The organism is Staphylococcus sp. mip270_02 (assembly GCF_054031535.1).
On the sequence record NZ_CM132934.1, the window covers coordinates 2,115,616 to 2,140,459 of the forward strand.

At 33.2% G+C, this 24,844-nt stretch carries 20 protein-coding genes and 1 pseudogene; 5 read left to right on the forward strand and 16 right to left on the reverse strand.

Annotated features, from left to right (window positions below):
- The first annotated feature begins 475 nt into the window (after positions 1-475).
- Both ACW5YJ_RS09925 and ACW5YJ_RS09930 read left to right on the forward strand, forming a co-directional pair.
- Positions 476-1,054, forward strand: coding sequence for a DUF5067 domain-containing protein (locus ACW5YJ_RS09925; RefSeq protein WP_457338129.1), 579 nt, complete (start codon positions 476-478; stop codon positions 1,052-1,054).
- A gap of 670 nt (positions 1,055-1,724) precedes the next feature.
- Positions 1,725-1,952 (forward strand): hypothetical protein, encoded by a 228-nt coding sequence (locus tag ACW5YJ_RS09930; RefSeq protein ID WP_026113570.1) that lies wholly within the window; start codon positions 1,725-1,727, stop codon positions 1,950-1,952.
- A gap of 176 nt (positions 1,953-2,128) precedes the next feature.
- Here ACW5YJ_RS09930 and priA read toward each other — a convergent pair whose 3' ends face one another.
- From priA to gmk, 4 genes are all read right to left on the reverse strand, one after another.
- Positions 2,129-4,537 (reverse strand): primosomal protein N', encoded by a 2,409-nt coding sequence (gene priA / locus ACW5YJ_RS09935; protein WP_017724244.1) that lies wholly within the window; start codon positions 4,535-4,537, stop codon positions 2,129-2,131.
- A 1-nt stretch (position 4,538) separates the two neighbouring features.
- Positions 4,539-5,747, reverse strand: a complete 1,209-nt coding sequence (coaBC, locus tag ACW5YJ_RS09940) for a bifunctional phosphopantothenoylcysteine decarboxylase/phosphopantothenate--cysteine ligase CoaBC (RefSeq protein ID WP_017724243.1) — start codon at positions 5,745-5,747, stop codon at positions 4,539-4,541.
- Between the two features lie 454 nt (positions 5,748-6,201).
- Positions 6,202-6,414, reverse strand: a complete 213-nt coding sequence (gene rpoZ, locus ACW5YJ_RS09945) for a DNA-directed RNA polymerase subunit omega (protein WP_017724242.1) — start codon at positions 6,412-6,414, stop codon at positions 6,202-6,204.
- Positions 6,414-7,037 (reverse strand): guanylate kinase, encoded by a 624-nt coding sequence (gene gmk, locus ACW5YJ_RS09950; protein WP_017724241.1) that lies wholly within the window; start codon positions 7,035-7,037, stop codon positions 6,414-6,416. Before gmk ends, rpoZ begins: the two co-directional genes overlap by 1 nt.
- 159 nt (positions 7,038-7,196) lie before the next feature.
- Here gmk and ACW5YJ_RS09955 point away from each other — a divergent pair, with 159 nt between their 5' ends.
- Both ACW5YJ_RS09955 and ACW5YJ_RS09960 read left to right on the forward strand, forming a co-directional pair.
- Entirely contained in the window at positions 7,197-8,894 is a 1,698-nt protein-coding gene (locus tag ACW5YJ_RS09955; RefSeq protein WP_153672352.1) for an Rqc2 family fibronectin-binding protein, read from the forward strand.
- 271 nt (positions 8,895-9,165) lie between these two features.
- A pseudogene (locus ACW5YJ_RS09960) lies at positions 9,166-9,531 on the forward strand (transposase); the annotation flags it as partial.
- 62 nt (positions 9,532-9,593) lie between these two features.
- Here ACW5YJ_RS09960 and ACW5YJ_RS09965 read toward each other — a convergent pair.
- Together ACW5YJ_RS09965 and ACW5YJ_RS09970 are read right to left on the reverse strand one after the other, a co-directional pair.
- Complete coding sequence (locus tag ACW5YJ_RS09965; RefSeq protein ID WP_017724238.1) at positions 9,594-10,001, reverse strand: VOC family protein; 408 nt, start codon at positions 9,999-10,001, stop codon at positions 9,594-9,596.
- 150 nt (positions 10,002-10,151) lie between these two features.
- Positions 10,152-11,006 (reverse strand): YitT family protein, encoded by an 855-nt coding sequence (locus tag ACW5YJ_RS09970; RefSeq protein WP_457338130.1) that lies wholly within the window; start codon positions 11,004-11,006, stop codon positions 10,152-10,154.
- Between the two features lie 827 nt (positions 11,007-11,833).
- Between ACW5YJ_RS09970 and ACW5YJ_RS09975 the strand changes: the two genes are divergently transcribed.
- Positions 11,834-12,742, forward strand: a complete 909-nt coding sequence (locus tag ACW5YJ_RS09975) for an Mph(C) family macrolide 2'-phosphotransferase (protein ID WP_017724236.1) — start codon at positions 11,834-11,836, stop codon at positions 12,740-12,742.
- A 396-nt stretch (positions 12,743-13,138) separates the two neighbouring features.
- Here the strand turns inward: ACW5YJ_RS09975 and ACW5YJ_RS09980 are convergent, their stop codons facing one another.
- From ACW5YJ_RS09980 to ACW5YJ_RS10025, 10 genes are all read right to left on the reverse strand, one after another.
- Complete coding sequence (locus ACW5YJ_RS09980) at positions 13,139-13,321, reverse strand: hypothetical protein (protein WP_017724235.1); 183 nt, start codon at positions 13,319-13,321, stop codon at positions 13,139-13,141.
- 22 nt (positions 13,322-13,343) lie between these two features.
- Entirely contained in the window at positions 13,344-13,955 is a 612-nt protein-coding gene (gene pyrE / locus ACW5YJ_RS09985; protein ID WP_426432642.1) for an orotate phosphoribosyltransferase, read from the reverse strand.
- Between the two features lies 1 nt (position 13,956).
- Positions 13,957-14,649, reverse strand: coding sequence for an orotidine-5'-phosphate decarboxylase (gene pyrF, locus ACW5YJ_RS09990; protein ID WP_135092380.1), 693 nt, complete (start codon positions 14,647-14,649; stop codon positions 13,957-13,959).
- Between the two features lie 104 nt (positions 14,650-14,753).
- Complete coding sequence (gene carB / locus ACW5YJ_RS09995) at positions 14,754-17,927, reverse strand: carbamoyl-phosphate synthase large subunit (protein ID WP_119604190.1); 3,174 nt, start codon at positions 17,925-17,927, stop codon at positions 14,754-14,756.
- Positions 17,920-19,020 carry a carbamoyl phosphate synthase small subunit gene (locus ACW5YJ_RS10000; protein ID WP_153672356.1) on the reverse strand — a complete coding sequence of 367 codons (1,101 nt, stop codon included), beginning with the start codon at positions 19,018-19,020 and terminating at the stop codon, positions 17,920-17,922. The genes carB and ACW5YJ_RS10000 overlap by 8 nt, the downstream gene beginning before the upstream one ends.
- Entirely contained in the window at positions 19,020-20,294 is a 1,275-nt protein-coding gene (locus ACW5YJ_RS10005) for a dihydroorotase (RefSeq protein ID WP_017724230.1), read from the reverse strand. The genes ACW5YJ_RS10000 and ACW5YJ_RS10005 overlap by 1 nt, the downstream gene beginning before the upstream one ends.
- On the reverse strand, positions 20,291-21,193 hold the full coding sequence (locus tag ACW5YJ_RS10010) for an aspartate carbamoyltransferase catalytic subunit (protein WP_017724229.1): 903 nt from the start codon (positions 21,191-21,193) through the stop codon (positions 20,291-20,293). Before ACW5YJ_RS10010 ends, ACW5YJ_RS10005 begins: the two co-directional genes overlap by 4 nt.
- Before the next feature lie 31 nt (positions 21,194-21,224).
- A complete protein-coding gene (locus ACW5YJ_RS10015; protein WP_153672357.1) occupies positions 21,225-22,529 on the reverse strand; it encodes a uracil-xanthine permease family protein in 1,305 nt (434 codons plus the stop codon).
- Positions 22,530-22,806: 277 nt separating this feature from the next.
- Positions 22,807-23,334 carry a bifunctional pyr operon transcriptional regulator/uracil phosphoribosyltransferase PyrR gene (gene pyrR, locus ACW5YJ_RS10020; protein WP_017724227.1) on the reverse strand — a complete coding sequence of 176 codons (528 nt, stop codon included), beginning with the start codon at positions 23,332-23,334 and terminating at the stop codon, positions 22,807-22,809.
- Between the two features lie 589 nt (positions 23,335-23,923).
- A complete protein-coding gene (locus ACW5YJ_RS10025; RefSeq protein ID WP_017724226.1) occupies positions 23,924-24,841 on the reverse strand; it encodes an RluA family pseudouridine synthase in 918 nt (305 codons plus the stop codon).
- Positions 24,842-24,844: the final 3 nt, after the last annotated feature.

Below are 24,844 nucleotides of genomic sequence, written 5' to 3' on the forward strand. Positions count from 1 at the left end.
ATATAACTCCATTTATCATTAAATGCAAAGTTAAAATTGATTATTTTTTATAAATATTATTAAATTATATATTCCTTACATGTTTTATAAATATTTTAATTTTATGAAGCAAATTATACAAAAAACAAGTACATAGAGAAGAATATAGATAAAGATGATATTTTCTTACTTACATATTCTAAATTATCTACTAATGAAATGCGGTTTGATACTCTTCAATTAAATACCCAAATGGTGCTAAAAAATATTTCGAAATGGGCTTACCACATGATATTATTATAAGCTTATAAATATAACTGCCATAACTTATTAAGAGATGGCTATTTTTTTGAGGATTGATAATATTTTGCACAACAATGTATTACCAATTATAATATGAGATATGGTTTATCCACATTGTATGAGGATTACTTAATTCAGTTTGAGCCATTACGTGTGTTTAAATATAAAAAATTAAAATAAAGGAGTATGTAAAATGAAAAAGGTTTTAGGTTTATTATTGGCAAGTACATTAGTGTTAGGAGCATGTGGAAATAGTAACAACAATAGTAAAGAGAATAAAAAAGAATCTGTAGACGCAGATAAATCACAATTTAAAAATGACACTTTAACTATCGATGGTGTAGCTTTAAAAATCAAAGACACATTTTTAATTAATGAACTTAATACTGGCGACAAGTTTTTAGCTTTTAAATATGAAGTTGAAAATAACACAAATACAAATGAAATTACTGCTCAAAATGTATGGTTATCTAATATGAAAGTAGAACAAAAAAAACAAGATACAATCAAGCAATTAAAACTAGGACCTACGCCAAATACAGGTATATTTGAAAATTGGGATAAACATTCAGAAGATAAAATCAAAAAAGGAAAAAGTGCCAAAGGAATAGTCGCTTATAAATTACAAGATAATGGTGATGTAACTTTGAAAGCTACAAAAGATAGCGATAAGAAAGAATTAGGTACTAAAAAAATAAAGATTAATAAACTTAATACTGTAGATTATGATGTAAAATCAGGCATAACTACTAAAACTGCAAACACACAATAACAACAATATACTGCAGAATTAGAAAGATGCGTGAATTAAGTAAACAATCACTATGCATCATGCAAGAATCTACTTAAACTAGACAAATAGAATAATGTTTTTTGGGCAGTTCCTACTGCCCTATTTATTTTCTAATCTTTATATTGAACTTACGTTCTAAATGTAAGGAGGAATACATTATGTGGTCAGAACAATTTAAAGATAAAGCAGGCAAAACTAAATACCGCTTATATAAGAAGTATAAAGACTTATACACGGATAAATGACGCAGAGTATGTGTTGTAATGAACAAAGATACTAAAATTTCTCAGAAAGAATCTTTATTCCAATTAGATGATAGGATAAAAAATAAGATTACTGATAATCACAATAATAAATTAGAGGAATTAACGATTCATAATTTATTAGACCAATGGTTTACATATCATAAAAATAGGCCTGGTTTTAAAGAGAAATATAGATGAATCTACACTAGTTTCAAAGCTAGATGTAAAACACGTCCAAAAACTAATCAATACATTATCTAAAATTTATTCAGAAAACCAAGTTATACGACAACTTAATGATATGAAAAAAGCTTTAGCATATGCAACGAAATTTTATAGATACACTAATAAGCATATGTTAAATGATGTAGAAGTACTTAAGAAAGCTAAAACTCTAGAAGATATTGAAAAAGAAGAAAAAAATATATAACTATCTTGAAATGATTCAAGTGTTAAAAATACGTGAATTTATATTAACTAAAAAACATATGGACAAGAGGTTGAATTCATTTATAGCTAACTTAATAGAACCACAAGCATTACAAGCAAAAGATATCGATTTTCAAAATAAAACAATAAATATAAACGGAACAATTCATTGGATTAAACATGAAAAGAGTTGGTCATACTGACGAAAAAACTACTATTCAAATATACACGCATTTAACAGAAAAATGGACAAACAGTTAACCTAGAAATTTGAAAATATTCCAAGTTAATCTATCTGCCCTTTTTCTGACCTTAGTTAATTTTGAACAACCTATAAAACCCTTTTAAATATTGAAATCAAGCCTTTTCTAATACAAAATCACATCATCATCTGTGGATTTATATCTATCTTTAAGGATAATTTCTCTTTTAAGTATTGATCATGATAATAATCGTCTAAATATTTTAGTGCCTCATGTAATGCGGGTTCACTTTTATATTTTACTAAAATTTGAAAACGGTATTCATTATTGATACGAGATAAAGCTGCCGGCGATGGACCAAGTACTAATGCTTTATCCGTTAAATGTTGTAACAAAATTTTATGAATATGTTTCGATGCTTCCATAACTTTTTTCATCTCTTTATGCGCAATCGTAAAGTTGATTAAAAAGAAATAAGGAGGATATTTACCCATTTTACGATAATTCATTTCCTTATTAAAAAAAGCCATATAATCGTTAGCTTGAACGTCTTTAATAGCATAATGTTCTGGATTATATGTTTGGATGATAACTTCCCCTTCTTTTTCATGTCTACCAGCTCGACCAGAAACTTGAGTTAATAACTGATACGTTCTTTCACTAGCTCTAAAATCCGGAAGATTTAACATAGTATCAGCATTTAAAACGCCTACTAATGTAATATTGGGGAAATCTAAGCCCTTAGCAATCATTTGTGTACCAAGCAAGATATCTCCTTTACCTGCTCCAAAATCATCTAAAAGTTTTTCATGTGCGCCTTTTCTTGAAGTTGTATCCACATCCATACGTATAATACGTGCTTCCTGGAATGCTTCTTGTAATAACTCTTCAACTCGTTGTGTGCCTGTACCTACTTGTCTAATATGCTCACTTTCACAATTCGGGCATTTATTGGGAGGCACTTCTTGATGTCCACAATAATGACATTTGAGTTGATCTGTTGATTTATGATAAGTAAGCGATATATCACAGTTTGGACATTGTGGCACGTGACCACAATCCCTGCATAACATAAATGAAGCATACCCTCTTCGATTTAAGAATAGCACGATTTGTTCGTTTTTATCTAATCTTTGTTGTATAGATTTGCGTAATTGTTCAGAAAACATCGAACGGTTACCTGAGCTAAGTTCAGCCCTCATATCGACAATTTCAATTTCTGGCAATGCTTGTTGATTGACCCTACTGGGTAATGATAACAATTCATAAACACCTTTTTCTGCTCTTGCATAAGTTTCAAGACTTGGTGTTGCACTCCCTAGAATTAATGGACATTTATGGTACTGACTTCGCCATTGTGCTATGTCCCTAGCCTGGTACCTAGGATAATCTTCTTGTTTGTAGGAAGACTCATGTTCTTCATCAATTATAATCATCCCTAAGTTTTTAAAGGGAGCGAAAACGCTTGACCTTGCACCTACACTTACGCTCGCTTTACCGTCTCTAATTTTTTGCCATTCATCATAACGTTCACCCTTGGACAAACCAGAATGTAATACTGCTACTTCGTCACCGAATCTTCGTTTAAATCTTAAGACCATTTGAGGTGTCAGCGCAATTTCTGGTACTAGCATCATCGCTTGTCTTCCTAATTTCAATACTTCTTCAATTGTTTGTAAATAAACTTCTGTCTTTCCAGATCCAGTAACACCATGAAGTAAATAAGTACGTTGCTGGTGTGCCTGAATACTTTCAAGTATAGATTTATACGCCTCTTGTTGGTCACCTGTGAGTTGTTGTTTTTGATCTTGTTCAAAAACACGTGTTTCAAAGGGATCACGTTCAACAATGGCATCATATTTTTCTACAAAACCTTTACGCATTAAAGTATCAATACTCGATTTAGAAAAACCCATATCTTCTAAATCTTTTAATAATACCGTATGATGACGCTCATCTAACAAATAAGCATAGAGCTCGTACTGTTTTTTAGATTTTTCCAATGAATCTAAGACGCTCTCATAGTCGAAACCCTCAATAATGCTAACGGCGCGTTGTTTCTTTTTGCTAACATTTTGAGATAAAAGTGTCATTTCAGATACTATACCTTTTTTGAGCAATGGTACTATTTGGCCTAAATCATCATTATATTGAGCTTCTTTATAAGGATATTGGCCACCCTTATCAAACTTAACTTTAAGCGATTCAGGAACAGCATCAGCATCTACAATTGAAAAAACTTTTGTATATTTTGCCTTTATAGCGCTTGGCAACATTACTTCTAACATTGAAATTCGTTTAGTAACGAAGTAATTATTATACCATTCAGTTAATTGGATTAGTTCTTCTGTTAATTCTGGTTTGATATCTTGTATTTCTTTAATTTCCTTTAATTTTGCGATATCTATATTGCCATCAGGTTTATCAGTGACTTGCATAACATAACCTTGAATGGTTCTTGACCCAAATGGAACAATAACTCGCATACCTACTTGAACCATTGACTGTAATCTCGTAGGAATTATATAGTCGAATGTAAAGTCAACGCTCTTGGAAGGTATATCAACAATTACCTTAGCTATCATATTATTGCCACCTTGTTTCTAAACTATTCAATATGTGCTCCGCTAATTCGACTTTTTTATGTTTTCCTAGTGTTGCGGTATCACCTGTTTTATAGTACATTGTATAGTCATTATCATCTGAACTAAAACCAATGGTTCTATCGCCTACATTGTTTGCAATTACTACATCAGCATTTTTATTTTTTAGTTTCTTTTGAGCATATTCAGCTATATTTTGTGTTTCTGCTGCAAATCCCACTAAAAATTGATGTGTTTTATGCTCACCTAAATACTTTAAAATATCAGGAGTACGTTTAAATGAAACTGACAGTGTACCTTCTTGTTTTTTCAATTTATGTTCAAGTGTATCTACCGGTGCATAGTCTGATACTGCTGCTGCTTTAAACACAATGTCTTGATATTCGAAACGTGTTTTTACTGCATGGAACATGTCTTCTGCACTTTGAACTTGGACTACTTCTACATTTGCTGGTGGTGTTAAATGAGTTGGTCCTGTAACGAGTGTAACTATAGCACCGCGTTTTGTAAGTGATTCTGCTAACGCATAACCGATTTTACCTGAAGCGCGGTTAGATAAATAACGTACAGGATCTAATTCTTCGACTGTAGGGCCAGCAGTAACTAGTGCACGTTTGCCTTCAAAACGGCTATTTTTATAAAGCGGATTTTGAGTCGGTTCATTAAAATATTGATTTAACCGCTCTACGATTTGTAATGGTTCTTCCATTCTACCTTTTGCAACATAACCACATGCTAAAAAGCCTTCACCTGGCTCGAGGAAATAGTATCCATCTGAACTCAAAGTCGCTAAATTTTGTTGAGTTCTACGATTTTCATACATATGAACATTCATAGCAGGTGCAATGAACTTTGGTGTCTCAGTAGCTAATAATGTAGAGGTCACCATGTCATCAGCAATGCCATTAGCTAATTTTGCAATTGTATTTGCAGTAGCTGGAGCAACAATAATGGCATCGGCCCAATCACCTAGCGCAACATGTTGTATTTCTTCTGGATTCTGTTCTTTAAAAGTACTTGTATAAACTGGATTTCTACCAATTGCTTGAAATGCTAGTGGTGTAACAAACTCTTGCGCATGATCAGTAAGCATTACTCTCACATCATAATTAGCTTGTGTTAATTTACTAGTTAAATCGATAGCTTTATATGCCGCAATACCACCTGTAACAGCGAGTAATATTCGTTTCATATTATTGTCATTCTCCTTCAAATAAATTAAATATGACTTTTTAAATCAACATTTTATGTGAAAGCCTAAATTAAATTTAATGATTTAAGCTTTTAAGAATACTTTGATTACTCATCATTATACACAAATTAATAACTAAATTAAAAAGAGTGAGACAGAAATCTTATTTTTTTAAAATGATTTCGTTGCCTCACCCGGAAAAGGTGAATCATAGTTAAAAAGTTTTAATTGGAATTAGCATTTTAAACTAATACTCAAATATAAGTACCACTAGATTGATAAATAGATTGATGATAAGCACTAAGTCTCTTACACAAGAAAGTTATCAGGGCTTTATTTAAAGCGTGGCCTTATCATTAAAAAGCCTGAGACATTTGTTAATGTCTCAGGCTCACTTTAAAACTCCACTTTCAAAACGCATATGTTCTATACTCGTATCTCAAGTTTATTATTTTTAGAAAGATTTTAGGAATAGTTTGTCAGGAAAAACTTCACCGTCAGCAATTTCTTCTAAAGCTTTACCTACAGGTTTTTTTGAAATATATTTATTTAATAATGCAGTTTCAGGTTTTTCATCTAATTCACGTGCACGTTTTGCAGCAGTAGTTGCTACTAAGTATTTTGAGTTTATTTTATCTGTTAATTGGTTTAATGGTGGTTGTAACATTATTTTTTTGCCTCCAATATCATTTTTCTATATTTTGCTTCAATACGTTCCCTCTTCAAGTGCTCAGCCTCTACTATTGATTGAATGCGTTGTTTTGCTAAGTCTACTTCATCATTTACAACAACATAGTCATACAAGTTCATCATTTCAACTTCTCGACGCGCTTCATGTACTCGGCTTTGAATCTTCTCACTGGATTCTGTTCCACGACCCACAAGTCGTTCACGCAAATGATCCAAACTTGGTGGCGCAAGAAAAATAAATAGAGCATCTGGGAATTTTTTGCGCACTTGTTTAGCACCTTCTACTTCAATTTCTAAAAACACATCATTACCTTGATCCATTGTGTCTTTAACGTATTGCACAGGTGTCCCATAATAATTCCCCACAAATTCAGCATATTCTATAAATTGATCTTGCTTAATCAATTCTTCAAATTCTGATTTTGCTTTGAAGAAATAATCAACACCATCGACTTCACCTTCACGCTTGTCACGTGTTGTCATCGAAATAGAATACTTATAAGATGTGGACGGATCATCAAATATTTTTTTTCTAACTGTACCTTTTCCAACGCCAGAAGGTCCAGATAGTACAATCAACAAACCTTTCTCATTTTCCATGACTTACTACCTCTCTAAACTGTTCTACTATTATTAGACAATGATACCACAATCTCTAATTAGTTGTATAGCATAGCAAAGGACAAACTTTGACCATGAAGATTTCTTATTGCCATGTTACAATATGATGAATGACTAAAAATAAGGTGGCTGATAGTAATGGCATATGATGGTTTATTCACTAGAAAAATAGTGGAATCTCTTCAATTTCTAGTAGATGGAAGAATTCATAAAATAAATCAACCCGAAAACGATACGATGTTAGTTGTTATTCGACAAAATCGTAAAAATCATCAGCTTCTACTTTCTATCCATCCTAGTTTTACTAGAATGCATTTAACAAATAAAAAATATGATAATCCATTTGACCCACCAATGTTTGCCCGTGTTTTTCGTAAACACATCGAAGGTGGTATTGTTAAAGCAGTAAGACAAATTGGTAATGATAGACGTGTAGAAATAGATGTTCAAAGTAAAGACGAAATCGGTGATACGATTTACCGTACAATTATTTTAGAAATTATGGGCAAACACAGTAATTTAATATTGGTAGATGACAATCGAAAAATTATTGAAGGGTTTAAGCATTTAACACCAAATACTAATCAATATCGTACAGTTATGCCTGGCTTTCAATATGAAGCACCTCCAACTCAAAATAAAATCAATCCTTTTGATATTTCTGGAGTTGAAGCGTTAAAATATATCGATTTTAATAGTGGGAAAATTGCGAGACAATTGCTCAATCATTTCGAAGGTTTTAGCCCGCTGATAACAAATGAGATTGCAAACCGTAGACAATTTATGACCACACAAACTTTACCGGAAGCTTTCGATGAAGTACTCGAGGAAATTCAAGGTGAGCCCACGCCTGTTTTCCATAAAAATCACGAATCTGGAAAAGAAGATTTCTATTTCATGAAATTAGACCAGTTCTATGATGACGTAGTACTTTACGACTCCCTTCATGATTTATTAGATCGTTATTATGATGCGCGTGGTGAAAGAGAACGCGTTAAACAACGTGCTAACGACTTAGTAAAATTTGTTCAACAACAACTTAACAAGTCTCAAAACAAATTAAGTAAGTTAATAGATGAACGTGAAGGTACCAAAGAAAAAGAGCAACAACAATTATTTGGTGAACTTATAACTGCAAATATCTATCGTATTAAGCAGGGGGATGAATCACTTACTGCGCTTAATTATTATAACGGCGAAGAAGTGACAATACCACTTAATCCTACAAAAACACCTGCTGTTAACGCACAAAATTATTATAAAAAATATAATAAATTAAAAACGCGTGAACACGAATTACAACATCAAATTCAATTAACCAAAGAAAATATTAACTACTTTGAAAGTATCGAGCAACAACTTACACATATTTCTGTTGATGAAATTGACGATATTCGTGACGAGTTAGCTGATCAAGGATTTATGAAGCAGCGTAAACAAAGCAAGAAGAAAAAGAAACAGACGATGCAAATTCAAGCGTACACTTCTACAGATGGCGATACAATCTTGGTTGGTAAAAACAATAAACAAAACGATTATTTAACTAATAAACAAGCTAAAAAACATCATCTTTGGTTCCACACTAAAGATATCCCTGGTTCACACGTTGTCATTATAAGTGATGAGCCAAGTGAAGAGACAATTAAAGAAGCTGCAATGTTATCAGCATATTTTTCAAAAGCTGGTAGTTCTGCACAAGTACCAGTTGATTATACTGAAATCAAACATGTTCATAAACCTTCAGGTGCTAAACCTGGTTTTGTAACATATGATAATCAAAAAACGCTTTACGCTACCCCAGATTATGATCACATTCAAAAATTAAAAGTTAAATAACATAATGAGGTTGGGACATAAATCCCAGAAAAATAGCACTCAGATGATTTAATTCAATTCATCTGAGTGCTTCTTTTTTGTTCAATACTTCGTATTATTGGCTCGCGCTTTCTTAAAGGACAGCTTCAGATTGTAGTCTTCTGCTTATCCTGTTACCTCAAGAGTCTCGCAAAATATGTCGCATGCATATGTAATTTTACATTAAAACATTGAAAGAATAAGGTCCTTACAAATAATTTTATAAATACTAATAAACTAAACGAGGTGTCTTTTGTATAAAAATTATAATATGACTCAACTTACACTACCAATGGAAACTTCAGGTCTTATACCCACAAATGATATGTCACGATATGTTACTGAAACCGTTGAAACAACCCCTGCAAATGTATTCAAACATTATCGTGGTGCTACATCATATCATCCTATAATGAGGTTAAAACTTATTCTATATGCCTACGCACAATCCGTATCGCCTAGTCGTAAAACAGAAAAATTGCTTAGTGGTAGTACCCGAATGATGTGGCTATCACAAAATCAAACAACTTTTTATAAAACAATTAATCGTTTTAAAGTAAATCCTGTAGTAGATGTCCTATTAAAATCATTATTTATTCAATTTCACGATCAATGTATGTAACAAAATCTTATAAATGGTAAGACTATTTCATAAAATAATTTATTGATCTATATTTATAATTATTTGCTTTCTGGCAGTGCCAATTGGAAATTCACACCAAATTTATCTTGTATCCACGCAAATTCTCTAAATGGCGGCATTTCTGTTTTAGGCATTAATATTGCACCGCCACTTTTCAATTTATTAAATAATCTTTCCATTTCAATTGGGTTATCAACAGTTACATATAAAGACATAGCTGGGTTCATTTCAATATCTACACCATTCATGTTGTCAATTGCCATAAATACTTGGTCTTTCAACCTAAAAATTGCATGTTGCACGGCCCCAGTAGGTTCATTGTCACTTTCACTATAACGGACCAATGCTAATATTTCAGCATCTTCAAAAGTATTTACATATAAATTTATCGCTTCTTCTGCGTTACCGTTAAACATTAAAAATGTCGTGATTTTTGGTATTGCCATTATTTTACCCCCTAAATTTTTCTTATCATTAGCATAAAGGATATTTTATAAAAAATCGACAAAGCAGAACAAAAATCAAAAGATTAAATGTGTTTTTATACTTATATCAATAAAATAATTCAATAGCATATCTCAAAAAAATATTATCATTTAAGATAAGTTGATAAAGCCATTTCCTAGCACATCTCGTACATCGTGAATAACTAAAAAGGCGTTTTCATCTTCTTCATTCACCAATTTTTTCACTCTTGTTACTTGTGATTGAGGAACAACGACATATAACATACTCGTTTCATGTTTACCGTAACCACCTTTACCATTTAATAAAGTAGATCCTCTACCCGTAAAACTATTAATTCTGTCACTAATGACTTCGTTTTTACTAGAAATAACTGTAACTGCTTTTTTAGGGTTAAATCCTTCAATTATGAATGAGGTTGCTCTTTCTGTAACAAATAGCATTATTATAGTAAATAGTACATTTGTAAGTGGTAACACAAAAAGAAAAGATAATACGACTAAACCATCTAATATGAAGATAGCTTGAGCTGTTTTTATATCTAAATATTTATTTAACATTTTTGCAATTACAGATGTTCCACCAATGACACCACCTGCAGCAATAACTAAACCAATACCAACACCGACTAAAACACCACCAAATGTTGCATTTATAACAAAATTATCTATTCCCGTATTAAAGTTTTTAGTTAAATCTAAAAAAATCGAGATGGCTGTATTCGCTATAAAAGTATAAACTGCAGTACGTGTACTTAAAAATTTCCAACCAACAATGATAACAATTGTGTTAATAATCAATGATGTTAGCGCAGGTGACCATCCAAACGCATATTTTAATGCTAACGATATACCGACTGTTCCACCATCACCTAAATTAGAACCTAATATAAAGCAATTGACCGCTAGAGCACTTACAAACGCTCCTAATATGCAAATGATGATATTTTTTGTGTGATCTTTAAACAAATGTTCCAACATTTTCATATAAGCCCCCCTCTTTTTAAAAAAACTTTTCATAAATAATAAAGTGTTTTATAAATTAATTTAAAATTATTGTGCATCAATTTCCAAAAATTATCATTTATATTGTAAGGCCAAATGTACCACAACCAATAAAGCCATACTACCTTTAATAGCACACAACTTTTATAATACAATTAAACCGTTACATCTTAATGACTATTATTGTTATACTTTATTTATGACCATAATGCTTTTACTTTTTACGTTTCACAGTTAAAATATAAATAAAATTGCTGGAGGTATTTCATGTCTTATTATATTATTCCATTACTTATAGCTGCCTTAGTAATATTGGTGGGCTATATTATTATTAAAATAATGATACGCTAGTTTTAAAATTAAAATATGAGCTTTAAATTGCTCATCTATTTTAACAACATAAATAAACATCTCCGTTTAAACTGACGGAGAGTTCAGAACACAGGTAAACTCTATGCATTAATTTGTATAGGGTTTATTTATGATATAACTTAAAAACTATACCTTAGTATATGTTGAATAACTTTTTTAAGTATTATAATAAATCAAATAACAATTTATCATGTTTTTATAGAATGCGTTACGATAAGATCCTTCATCAAAAGTATATTCAATAAATTTAATGTCTTCGGTAGAAAAACAATTTATATATAATGTTCAGAAAGTACAATCATTTATAATATTAGAACATAAATCACTTCATATTTTATATCCCGAAGTCGTATAGTCAGTTATCGTTTGCAGATTAGATTAATTTATATCAAGATAAAAATACGTTTATAAAAAAATAAAAATAAGGAGCCAATAAAATGACTCAACATAATGAAATTATTAAATGTGCTGAAAAACATCAATTACACATCCAACCTCGAACAATTTCATTGAATGAATCTGGCCTTGATTTCCAAGTTGCATTTGGAAAAGATGAACATGGCATAGAATGGGTTTTAAGACTACCAAGAAGATCTGACGTTTATAAACGAACAAAACCCGAAAAACAAGTGGTAGACTTTTTACAGAGTAATGTTTCATTTGAAATACCGAAGTGGAAAGTACACGCAAAAGACCTTATTGCTTACCCAAAACTTACTGGCAATCCTGCAGCCACAATAGACCCAGAAATACAAGATTATGTTTGGGAAATTGAACACAAACCAGTACCAGAAAACTTTGTTAATACATTAGCCGAAGCGCTCGTAGACTTACACAATATACCAGAAGAAAACATTACCGCGCAGCATATAAAAATTAAAACTATACAAGAAGTAAAAAATGACTTTCAAAGAAGAATGAATAAAGTTAAAGAAACTTATGGCGTAGTATATGAATTATGGAACAGATGGAAACAATGGTTAGAAAACGACGAACTATGGCCTCGACATGCGACCATGATACATGGAGACTTACATCCAGGACATATAATGGTTGATAACCAAGCAAACGTCACAGGTCTTATAGACTGGACTGAAGCAACTCACTCCGATCCATCAATGGACTTTATGGGACACCATCGTATATTTGGGGAAGAAGGATTAGAACAACTTATAACTGCATACGGTAAAGCTGGTGGTGAAATATGGCCTCGAATGAAAGAGCATATAATAGAACTTAATGCAGTATTTCCAATGTTCATTGCTGAGTTTGCTATGAAATCAGGAGAATCAGCGTTTGAGAAAATGGCATTGAAAGAGTTAGGTATGGAAGAAAAGGAGTTTTAAAATAAAATATATAATTTTATTAAAGTTTCAATAATAGATTACATAAGCTGAATCAAATTTCAAAAGTAATGTAATCGCCGATTATCTGAAGTTCCATTCACATAAAAACACTGACCAAAGACTAGAGACTAAAGCATTAGCCCCCAAAAAACGTGTACAAAAACTGTCAATAGTTTGAATCCTCCATCTAATTAAAATAGAGGATTTTTTCCATGTAATATTTAGTTATTACTATCTAAAGTAAAACTATTATTATGGCTTGTCGTGTATAAACAAGAATGAGACAGAAATTTAATTATTAAAAATTAAATTTCTGTCTCATTCTTTTTATTCTAAATTCTCAAATATGATGTTAAACAACATTAAAGCTATATAGAAGTCACATTGAGTTCGTTATTATATGTGCCCTTTTTGTTTAATAGTTGATTTAGATTTTTTATAAATATTGTCTTCAACTGTCTGCATTGAACTGACTTTGTCATACCTTGCATTATCTTGATGTCTATAATCTTGCTCTTTTTTTAAAAATTTGTTTAAGTGTGCGAAATGATTATAAGCTTCTTTCGGGTCATTTGTCATAACATCCCCTCCACTTAGTATATTATGATAAGTTGTCTCTCCAATCAACTAATCTACTAATATCATTGTCAGAAATTTCTCCATTTTCTTTCGCGACTTCTATAAGTTCATTATAATCACTCAAAGTGTAAAATGGTACTCCAATGTTTTGAAATTGTTCATCAGCTTTTTTCAAACCATAAGTAAATATAGCAACCACACCGAGAACCTCTGCGCCTGCTTCTCTAAGCGCATTAACAGCTGTAATTGATGAACCACCAGTAGAAATTAAATCTTCTATAACTACAACTTTTTTACCTTGACTTAATGCACCCTCAATTTGGTTTTGCTTACCATGACTTTTACTTTTTGAACGTACATAATTCATCGGTAAATTAAGTACTTCAGATACATAGGCTGCATGAGGAATGCCTGCAGTTGCAGTACCAGAAAGAATTTCAACATCTTCAAAATTTGTTTTAATCAATTCACTTAAACCATCTCTAATGTCACGTCGTACATCTGGATAACCAAGGGTTACTCGATTATCACAATAAATAGGAGATTTAATTCCTGAACTCCACGTAAATGGATCGTTTGGAGATAATGAAACTGCTTTAATATCTAATAATGATTTTGCAATTGCTTTTGCCATTTTATCTTAACCAACTTTCTTTAATTTTATGGTAACTTTCTACTGGATTACTACTTTTAGTAATTGGACGACCAACGACAATATGAGTCGCTCCCATTTCTTTAGCATCTTCAGGTGTTGTTACTCTTTGTTGATCATCTTTCGCTGAATCTAATGGTCTAATACCTGGCGTTACTTTTAAAAACGCTTCTCCTAGTTCACTTTTAAGCAGTTGAGCTTCAAGTGGTGAACATACTACACCATCCAATCCAGATAATTGTGCCAACTGGGCATAATTAAGTACAGCGTCTTCAATCGAGCTTTGAATATTTTGTTCATCTCTTAATATTCTTTCTGTTGTAGATGTCAGCTGTGTTACTGCTATCAGTTTAATGTTAGGGTTATGCTTTTTAAGTCCTACTAAAGCACTTTTCATCATTTCAGTGCCACCGGCAGCATGCACATTTACTAAATCAACGTTCAATTTACTTAATCCTTCCATCGCTTTTCCAACAGTGTTTGGAATATCATGCAATTTTAAATCTAGAAAAATATCATGACCGCGATCTTTAATCGATGATATCAATTGTGGGCCAGTTTGATAAAAAAGTTCCATTCCAACTTTTACAAATAATGGTTCTTCAAATCTGTCTAAAAATGCATCTACCGCTTCCACAGAATCAAAGTCTAATGCAATAATAGGTAAGTTTCTCATTTTATTTACACCCCAACACTTTAAATTTCTTTATTTACTTAATTAAAAGGTAAAATAGTAATTTATTCAAACACTATTTTACCTTAGATTATTTTGTTGCCATATTACATGTTTTTCATTGTGAAAGTCATACTTTCAAGGACACTTGTTAGTGCGTCTACTGTATCTAACGATGTTAGACAAGGTACGCCATTTTCAACAGATGCACGTCTGATTTGGAAGCCATCACGTTCAACTTCTTTTCCTTTTGTCATCGTATTAACGACGATTTGAACTTCACCATTTTGAATGCGAGTTAATAAATCATCTTCACCACCGATTTTGCCAACGACTTCTGAAGGAATTTGATTTTCAGCTAATTTTTGGGCAGTACCTTCTGTCGCTAAAATTTTATAGCCTACTTCGTTTAAACGATGTGCAATAGATATAATTTCATCTTTATCTTTATCACTTACTGTCATCAAAACTGTCCCGTGGTCACTGACTTCCATACCACTTGCAGTTAACCCTTTGTAAAGCGCCTTTTCCATTGTAGAATCTTTCCCCATTACTTCACCTGTTGATTTCATTTCAGGTCCAAGCGTAATATCTACATTTTTCAATTTATTAAAACTGAAGACCGGTGCTTTGACAAACACACCATTTGCGTACGGTTGGATTCCAGCTTTATAACCTAAATCGACAAGTTTTTCGCCCATAATGGAACGCATTGCCAATTGCGCCATTTGAATATCAGTAATCTTACTTAAGAATGGCACCGTACGACTGGCACGTGGATTCACTTCTAAAACATATACGCCGTCGTGTGCAATAACAAATTGAATATTAATTAATCCGACTATATTTAACCCTTTTGCCAATTTAATAGTGAAATCTTCTAGCGTATCCATTTCTACTTGAGTTAATGTTTGTGGTGGATAAACTGCAATAGAATCACCTGAGTGAACACCCGCTCTTTCGATATGCTCCATGATACCCGGAATAATTACAGTCTCTCCATCACATATAGCATCAACTTCAATTTCTTTACCTGTTAAGTATCTGTCTACTAATACAGGATGATCTGGGCTAGCTTTAACAGCTTGATTCATGTAATCTTCTAATTCTGCGTCACTATTAACAATCTCCATCGCGCGTCCGCCTAATACGTAAGATGGTCTTACAACGACTGGATAACCAATGTTCCTTGCATTTTGTAGTGCTTCTTGAGGTGATGTAGCCGTCTTACCATTTGGTTGTGGCACGCCAATTTTATGCAATAACGCTTCAAATTCTTTACGGTCTTCTGCTCTATTTAAATCTTCTAATGATGTTCCTAGAATTTGAACGTCGTGTTTTGCTAATTTATCAGCTAAGTTGATCGCTGTTTGGCCACCAAATTGAACGACTACCCCTTTAGGTTGTTCTAAATCAATAATATTCATGACATCTTCTTCAGTTAGTGGTTCAAAGTATAATTTATCTGATATTGAAAAATCAGTTGATACAGTTTCTGGATTATTGTTTACAATAATTGCTTCATAACCAGCTTGTTGAATTGCCCATACAGCGTGCACCGTTGCATAGTCAAATTCAACACCTTGACCAATACGTATTGGACCTGACCCAAGCACTAGAATTTTCTCTTTATCCGTAACGATAGATTCATTTTCGTATTCGTATGTTCCATAATAATAAGGTGTTGTTGACTCAAATTCTGCAGCGCATGTATCTACCATTTTATACACTGGTGTAATACCATTTGCTACTCTTAAATCGTGAACTTCAGTTTCTGTCATGTCGAAACGATGAGCAATGACACGGTCGCTAAAGCCATAATTTTTAGCAAATTTCAGGTAATTAATATCCCCTTTATTAGCCTTTAAATCATGCTCTATATTAATAATATGTTGGAATTTGTTTAAGAAGAAATAATCTATTTTTGTCATTTCATGAATTTCTTCTAATGTCGTACCTCTGCGGATTGCTTCTCCTATAAAGAATAGACGCTCATCATCTTGGTCTTTGATACGTGATTTAATATAATCTAAATCGAACGTTTCACCATTTGGTAAGCCTAAATGATGTACACCATATTCTAAAGAACGAATCGCTTTAAGTAAGGACTCTTCATATGTTCTTCCGATTGCCATTACTTCGCCTGTCGCCTTCATTTGTGTACCTAGAACACGTTCACCTTTTTCAAATTTATCAAATGGGAAGCGTGGAATCTTAGAAATCACGTAATCTAATGTGGGCTCAAAGGCAGCATATGATGTTTCAGTAATCGGATTCAACATTTCATCCAACGTCAATCCTACTGCAATTTTGGCAGCTAATTTGGCAATTGGATAACCTGTTGCTTTTGACGCCAACGCAGATGAGCGAGATACACGAGGATTCACCTCGATGATATAGTAATCCATAGAATGTGGGTCTAGCGCAAGCTGTACATTACAACCGCCTTCAATGCCTAATGCACGTATCACTTTTAACGATACATCACGTAACATTTGATATTCTACATCTGACAACGTTTGACTAGGTGCTACTACGATTGAGTCACCTGTATGTATACCCACAGGGTCAATATTTTCCATATTACAGACAACAATAGCATTGTCATTTTTATCACGCATAACTTCATATTCAATTTCTTTATAGCCAGCGATTGATTTTTCGATTAAACACTGTGTGGCCGGACTATAATGTAAACCGTTACCTACGATTTCTTTAAATTCTTCATCGTTATAACAAATTCCTCCGCCAGTGCCGCCCATTGTAAATGCCGGTCTTACGATTAACGGATAACCAACTTCCTCTTTAAATGCAAATGCTTGCTCAACTGTATTGACGATATCACTTTCAGGAACCGGTACATTTAGTTCGTTCATCAATGTTCTAAATAATTCTCTATCTTCAGCTTGTTGAATCGACTGCAATTCTGTTCCTAATAGCTGTACATTATTAGCTTCTAATTCTCCACTATCATGTAATTGAATTGCCATATTTAATCCTGTTTGACCTCCTAATGTAGGTAGGAGTGCATCTGGTTGCTCTTTACGAATAATACGTGCAATAAAATCATGCGTTAATGGTTCAATATACACTTTATCGGCAATTTCAGTATCCGTCATGATCGTAGCTGGGTTTGAGTTAACTAATATTACACGGTAGCCCTCTTCTTTTAATGCCAAACATGCTTGAGTACCTGCATAATCGAACTCTGCAGCTTGACCGATGATAATTGGTCCTGATCCTATAACTAAAATCGTTTCTATATCTTGACGTTTAGGCATTGATTGTACGCTCCTTTGTTTTATATTCATTCATCATGTCGATAAATTCATCAAATAAATAATTAGAATCTGATGGTCCCGGACATGCTTCAGGATGATATTGTACTGAAAAAGCTGGTAATGATTTATGTTTCAAACCTTCAACTGTGCCATCATTAATAGCAATATGTGTAATTTCTAAATCTGTATTTATTAAAGAATCTTTATCAATTGCATAACCGTGATTTTGACTCGTTAATGCAATTTTTCCAGTTTTTAAGTCTTTGACTGGATGATTAGCGCCTCTGTGACCAAACTTCATTTTGAAAGAAGTCGCTCCTTGAGCTAGTGCAAATAATTGGTGACCTAGACAAATACCGAAAAATGGAACCTGTCCTAAGATGCCTTGAATCATTTCTAATGCTGTTTCAACCGCTTCAGGGTCACCAGGTCCATTAGACAACATCACACCATCAGGTGACATTCTAATAATTTCTTCTGCAGTTGTGTCGTATGGTACTACAGTTACATTACAACCACGTGCATTAAGTTCTCTTACAATATTTTGTTTTTTACCAAAATCAACCAAGACAACACTTAAGCCATAGCCAGTAGATACATAAGGAGATTTTGTAGATACAGTTGTCACTTCATTACGTGGTAATTCTTTTGTTTTTAATTGTGTAACTATTTGCTCAATCTCGGCTTTATTATCTGTAAACGCAGCTTTTAGCACGCCGTATTTTCGAATTTTCCTTGTAATACTTCGTGTATCGACACCTGAAATGCCTGGTATATCATACTCTACAAGTACTTCATCAAATGTTTTTTGTTTTCTAAAATTACTTGGTTGGCTGCTGGTTTCTTTTACTACAACACCGTTTAAAGTAGGAACAAGTGATTCAAAATCATCTCTATTTATACCGTAATTCCCTATTAAAGGGTAAGTAAATGTAATAATTTGACCGGTATATGAAGGATCTGAAATCGTTTCTTGATAACCTGTCATTGCCGTATTAAAGACAATTTCCCCTAGTGTTAAATTATCGGAGCCTATTGGGTAACCTTCATAGTATGAACCATCTTCTAAAACAAGATAACGTTGCTTTAACATTATTTTTCCTCCTTAAATTTAACTTCACCTTCAACCATTGTTAATACTGGTGTACCATAAACGTTATACCCTATAAATGGTGTGTTACGTCCTTTAGACGCAAAGTCATCTGCGTTGATTTCAGTTTCTTTGTCTAAATTGATAACTGCTAAATCAGCTAATCCACCTTCTTCTAATCTTCCGTATGGTAAATCAAATGTCTGGGCTGGTTTAATTGTTAAATAATCAACTAATTGTTGTAACGTCCACTCACCATTTTTAACAAAGCGCGTATAAAGCAATGGGAATGCTGTTTCACTACCTACGATACCAAATGGTGCTTTAGTCATTGGTTGATCCTTTTCTTCGGCTGCGTGTGGAGCATGATCTGTTGCGATACAATCAATAGTTCCATCTAGCAATCCTTCAAGCAAGGCCTCTCTATCCTCTTTACTTCTTAAAGGAGGATTCATTTTATAAATCGCATCATCTCCAGGAACATCGTCTTCAGTCAATAATAAGTGATGTGGGGTAACTTCAGCAGTTACATGTATGCCTGCTTTTTTAGCATCGCGTATCGCTCTAACACTTTCTTTAGTTGATACATGGCAAACGTGATAATGAGCACCTGCTGCTTCTGCTAATAACACATCTCTGGCTATTTGTACTGCTTCGCAAATATTTGGAATACCTGGTATACCTAAAGCTTTGCTACGTTCTCCTTCGTGCATGGCACCGCCATAAATCAAGCTGTTATCTTCACAATGTGCTACGACAGCTTTATTAACTTTTGCAGCTTCTTGCATAGCTTCGTACATCATATTCGCTTGCTGTACCCCTACGCCATCATCGGTAAAAGCAAATGCACCATTTTGTGCAAGCGTAGAGAAATCAACATGTTCCTTACCTGCTTGCCTCACTGTTATAGCAGCGTATGGCAAGACTCTAACCTGCGCATTTTCTGCTATCAATTGATTTAAGTGATTAAGATTTTCTTCAGAATCTGGTACTGGACGAGTATTTGGCATTGGACAAACTGTAGTGAAACCACCTCGAGCTGCCGCTTTTGTTCCTGTTTCAATCGTTTCTTTATGTTCTCCACCTGGTTCACGTAAATGAACATGAACATCGACTAATCCTGGTGAAACAAATTGTCCTTTGAGGTCGATTTCTTCTGTACCCGCATCAACATCTATTTGAGGTGCGATTTTCTTAATATATTTCCCATCTATTAAGATTGATACCTTTGTTAGTTCACCGTCTTGTAATATTTGCGCATTTGTTAATAATTTCATTTTGCTGTTGCCCCTTCCATTTGTAAGATATAGTCAATAATTGCCATGCGGATATACATACCATTTTCCATTTGTTTAAAAATACGAGACTTAGGTGCTTCGACAAGCGTATCTTCTATTTCTACGCCTCGATTGACCGGAGCTGGATGCATAATAATCGCTCGATCATTTAGCTTGTTATATCGTTGTTGTGTAAGTCCAAACTGTTCATGGTATTGCATCGTTTCAAAACTAGCTATTTCACTATCGCCATGTCTCTCGTGTTGTACTCTAAGTAGCATCACGATGTCTATTGAATCAATCACTTCATCTATTTCTACATACGGTGCTTCTAATGTTTCATCTTTCCATGACTCTGGACTTGAAAACATCACATTTGCACCTAAAGCACTTAAACTTTGAAAGTTACTTTTGGCTACACGTGAATTTTTAATATCTCCACAAATTAAAATATTTAAGTTCTCAAATGTTTTGTATTCTTCGTAGATTGTCATAATATCTAATAAACTTTGAGTGGGATGTTGTCCACTTCCGTCACCAGCGTTGATAATTGGGATGTTTAACTTTTCTAACTCATCATAATAATTTGTTTGAGGATGTCGAATTACTAACACATCTGCACCTACTTGTTCTAATGTCTTACAAGTATCATATAGCGATTCACCTTTTTGAACAGAAGATGTATCTGTTTCAAAATCAATTAATTTTAATCCTAATTTTTGTTCGGCTACTAAAAAACTACTTTTTGTGCGTGTGGAATTTTCAAAGAATAAATTTGCTACGAATTTATCATTAAAACAACATGGTTTCACGTCACCATTTTTAAAAGCGCTCGCGCGTTGTATCAATTCATAAATTTCAGTCGTATTTAAGTGTTCCATTGTTAGTAAATTATCCATATTTTTCAGCTCCTTATTATGACAATTTTTATTAATCTGCTGGGGTTTCTTTCGGTAAAATCAAATTCAGTGTTATACCTGCTAAAGCAGCTAATGCCATGCCTTCAATTTCTAAATTAATACCTAAGCCGTTTAAATTAAATACAAGATTCCCTATTCCTATGACTAAAATGACAGAAGCAATGACCAAATTTCTGTTACTTGCGAAATCCACTTCACTTTCGACTAGCATCCTCAGCCCACTAGCAGCGATAATACCGAAGAGTAAAATGGATACCCCACCCATTACTGGTGTTGGTATAGATGAAACTAATGCGGTGAATTTTCCAACAAATCCTAGAATAATTGCAATTGTTGCAGCGCCACCAATAACATATACACTATATATTTTAGTTATTGCTAGCACACCAATATTTTCTCCATAAGTTGTACTTGGGGGCCCACCAATGATACTCGCAAACATCGTTGATACACCATCACCAATGATGGATTTATCTAAACCTGGGTCTTTAAAGAAGTTGCGCCCTACTATTTTGTTAATTACCATTTGATGTCCAATATGTTCACTAACAGTCACAAACACAATTGGTATTAATACCAATACTAACCCCAAGTGAAATGAAGGTGTGTAATCTTTAAATGGTATATATACTTCTGGAAATTGTAACCATTTGGCCTCAGTGATGGGCGCAAAGTTTACTAATCCCATAGCAATTGAAACAATATAGCCAGTTACTATGCCGATGAGTACTGGAATTAAAGATAAGAAACCTTTAAAGTAACCTTGTACTATAATCGTTACAAGTAATGTAATCATTGCTACTGCTAAATAACTTAAGTTATAACCTTTCATATCTCCCGAGTTCTCAAACATTGCCATATTTACAGCGGTCGGTGCTAAACTTAAGCCGATAACCATAATAACCGGGCCAACAACTACTGGTGGTAATAAGTTCATTAACCAATTTGTTCCACTAATTTTAATTGCTATACCAATCAGAACATACATGACACCACTCATAAAAAGCGCCACAAGCATGTCCCCTAAGCTATGTGAGTTTAACCCTGTAATGATCGGTGTTATAAAGGCAAAGCTTGATCCAAGATAAGCAGGTATTTTTGCTTTAGTAATTAAGATATATAACAATGTCCCGATTCCTGACGCTAAAAGTGCCGATGATATTGGTAATCCAGTTAAAAACGGCACAAGTACTGTGGAGCCAAACATTGCAAATAAATGTTGCGTACTCAAGAATGCCCATTGTCCGATTTTAGGTCTATCATCTACATCTAATACTGGTTTGACTGTTCGTTCAAACATTGTTTCATTTTCCATGTTTATGCTTCCTCTCATAAAAAAATCTCTTTACATTGAATTCATGTAAAGAGACTAAAAAGTATATATTACCTGTTTTGATTATAGAAAACTAAGCGTTATTCGTAAGTTAAAACGATAGCTCAATATAATTTAATCAAGATAATATGAAGAGGCGTTTGTTTTAAGCAAGTAGCTTATCTTTCTAAAAGCCTATAAAAATCCCGTTCAAACAATAATTTTTATAGTAGCTTTTACCTCTTCCCTTTTTCAGTCTCTCGTACTGAATTAAAAGGTGCTATTCAATTACAACTGCATTTCTATCATCTATTTCTTGGAGAAATACTGATACATCTTCTTCTTTTGCTGTAGGAATATTTTTTCCTACGAAGTCAGCGCGAATCGGTAATTCTCTATGACCTCTGTCTACTAAAGTAGCTAAGCCAATTTTTTTGGGCCTCGCATACTGTAGAACAGCGTCTAATGAAGCTCGCACTGTTCTTCCTGTGTATAAAACATCATCGATAATAACAACAACCTGATTTGTAATATTTACATCTATTTCATACGCTTTATCATTTCCTTGATTTATTGTTTGCTCTAAATCATCCCTGAATTGTGTAATATCTATTGTTCCAGTTGGCACAGCTACCTCTTCTATTTGTTCGATCTTTTGTTGTATACGTCTCGCTAAAAATGCACCACGTGTCTTAATGCCTAATAAGATTAAATTATTAGTACCTTTGTTATATTCTAAAATTTCATGTGCAATACGTGTAACTGTTCTTTGTATTGCTGCCTCATCCATAATAACGCGCTCTGACATTTTAAACACCTGCCTTTAATTAAGTGATGATATAAAGAAACCCCCATGTCTTTATTAGACATGAGGTTTAGTTAAAAAGTCTACAAACTTCAAGAGACATCACTCGATAACATGAGATGCTTTCTCTTCCATAGTTAAAAAATTATACTATGGCTCCTATTGCGTTAAGAAGCTATAACTACAATAGCGTTTCTTCATTCTTATGAACAAACAGTAAGTTTATAATCATTTTTATTAAATACATGTCTTCGGAGCCTCTCTGGACTCACAATTAAAGACTTTCGCTCTTTATTAAACTGTCATTATAATACCATGAATCATATTACCTTGCAAGTCGATAAACATGAAAATAACAAGCACATTATAGTAATCGTTAATTCAATTCGTGATAAAAGAACAATAAAGCGCTTGAGACATAAACTTAATATTCAACATAAAGGACTAACATTTATTATGATATGCTCACTTCAAGATGGACACTTAAGCATATAAACTTCAATAAACAAAGAAAACGTCAATTTCTATTTAGATTATATAGAAATTGACGTTTATTCTTTAATTAGAGATATTTATATCCAAACTCTTATAATTATTTTTCGCTTCTACGTAACTCAGTTAATAATTGCTCAAAATCATCTGGTAATGCGGCTGATTTTTCAATATTTTCATGTGTAATTGGATGTTCAAACCCTATTAAACCAGCATGTAATGCTTGGCCACCTATATCCATCGTTTTTTTCGGTCCATATTTTGGATCACCAACTAATGGGAACCCAATATATTTCATATGCACACGAATTTGGTGTGTACGGCCAGTTTCTAGTATACACTCGATTAATGTATATTTATCAAAATGCTCTAATACATTAAAATGCGTAATTGCATCTTTGCCATCATCTACAACATCCATAGACTGACGATCATTCTTGTTTCTGCCAATTGGTGCATCAATTGTGCCATAATCATGTGGAATATTACCATGAACCAATGCGACATATTTACGAGTAACTGTCTTATTAACTAATTGGTCTACTAAACTACGATGAGCTATATCATTTTTAGCGACCATTAATAATCCAGATGTATCTTTATCGATACGGTGTACAATACCTGGACGAATTTCACCATTAATACCTGATAAATTCTTCATTTGATACATAAGACCATTAACTAAAGTACCTGTGTAATGACCAGCTGATGGGTGAACTACCATTCCTTTAGGTTTATATACTATAGCTACATCATCATCTTCATAAAAAATATCTAAATTTAAATTTTCTGGTTGAATATCCGCTTCTACAATTTCTTTTTCAGTCACAACTATATAGTCATTCAACTTTGTCTTGTAGTTAGACTTAATGATTTTATCATTAACTTTTACAAGATTCTCTTTTATCCAATCTTGGATTTGAGTGCGTGACCAATCTGAATTATATTCAGGTAATAACTTATCAATACGTTGACCTGTATCGTTCTGGTCTTCTATCTTAAACTCATGTATTTCCATACG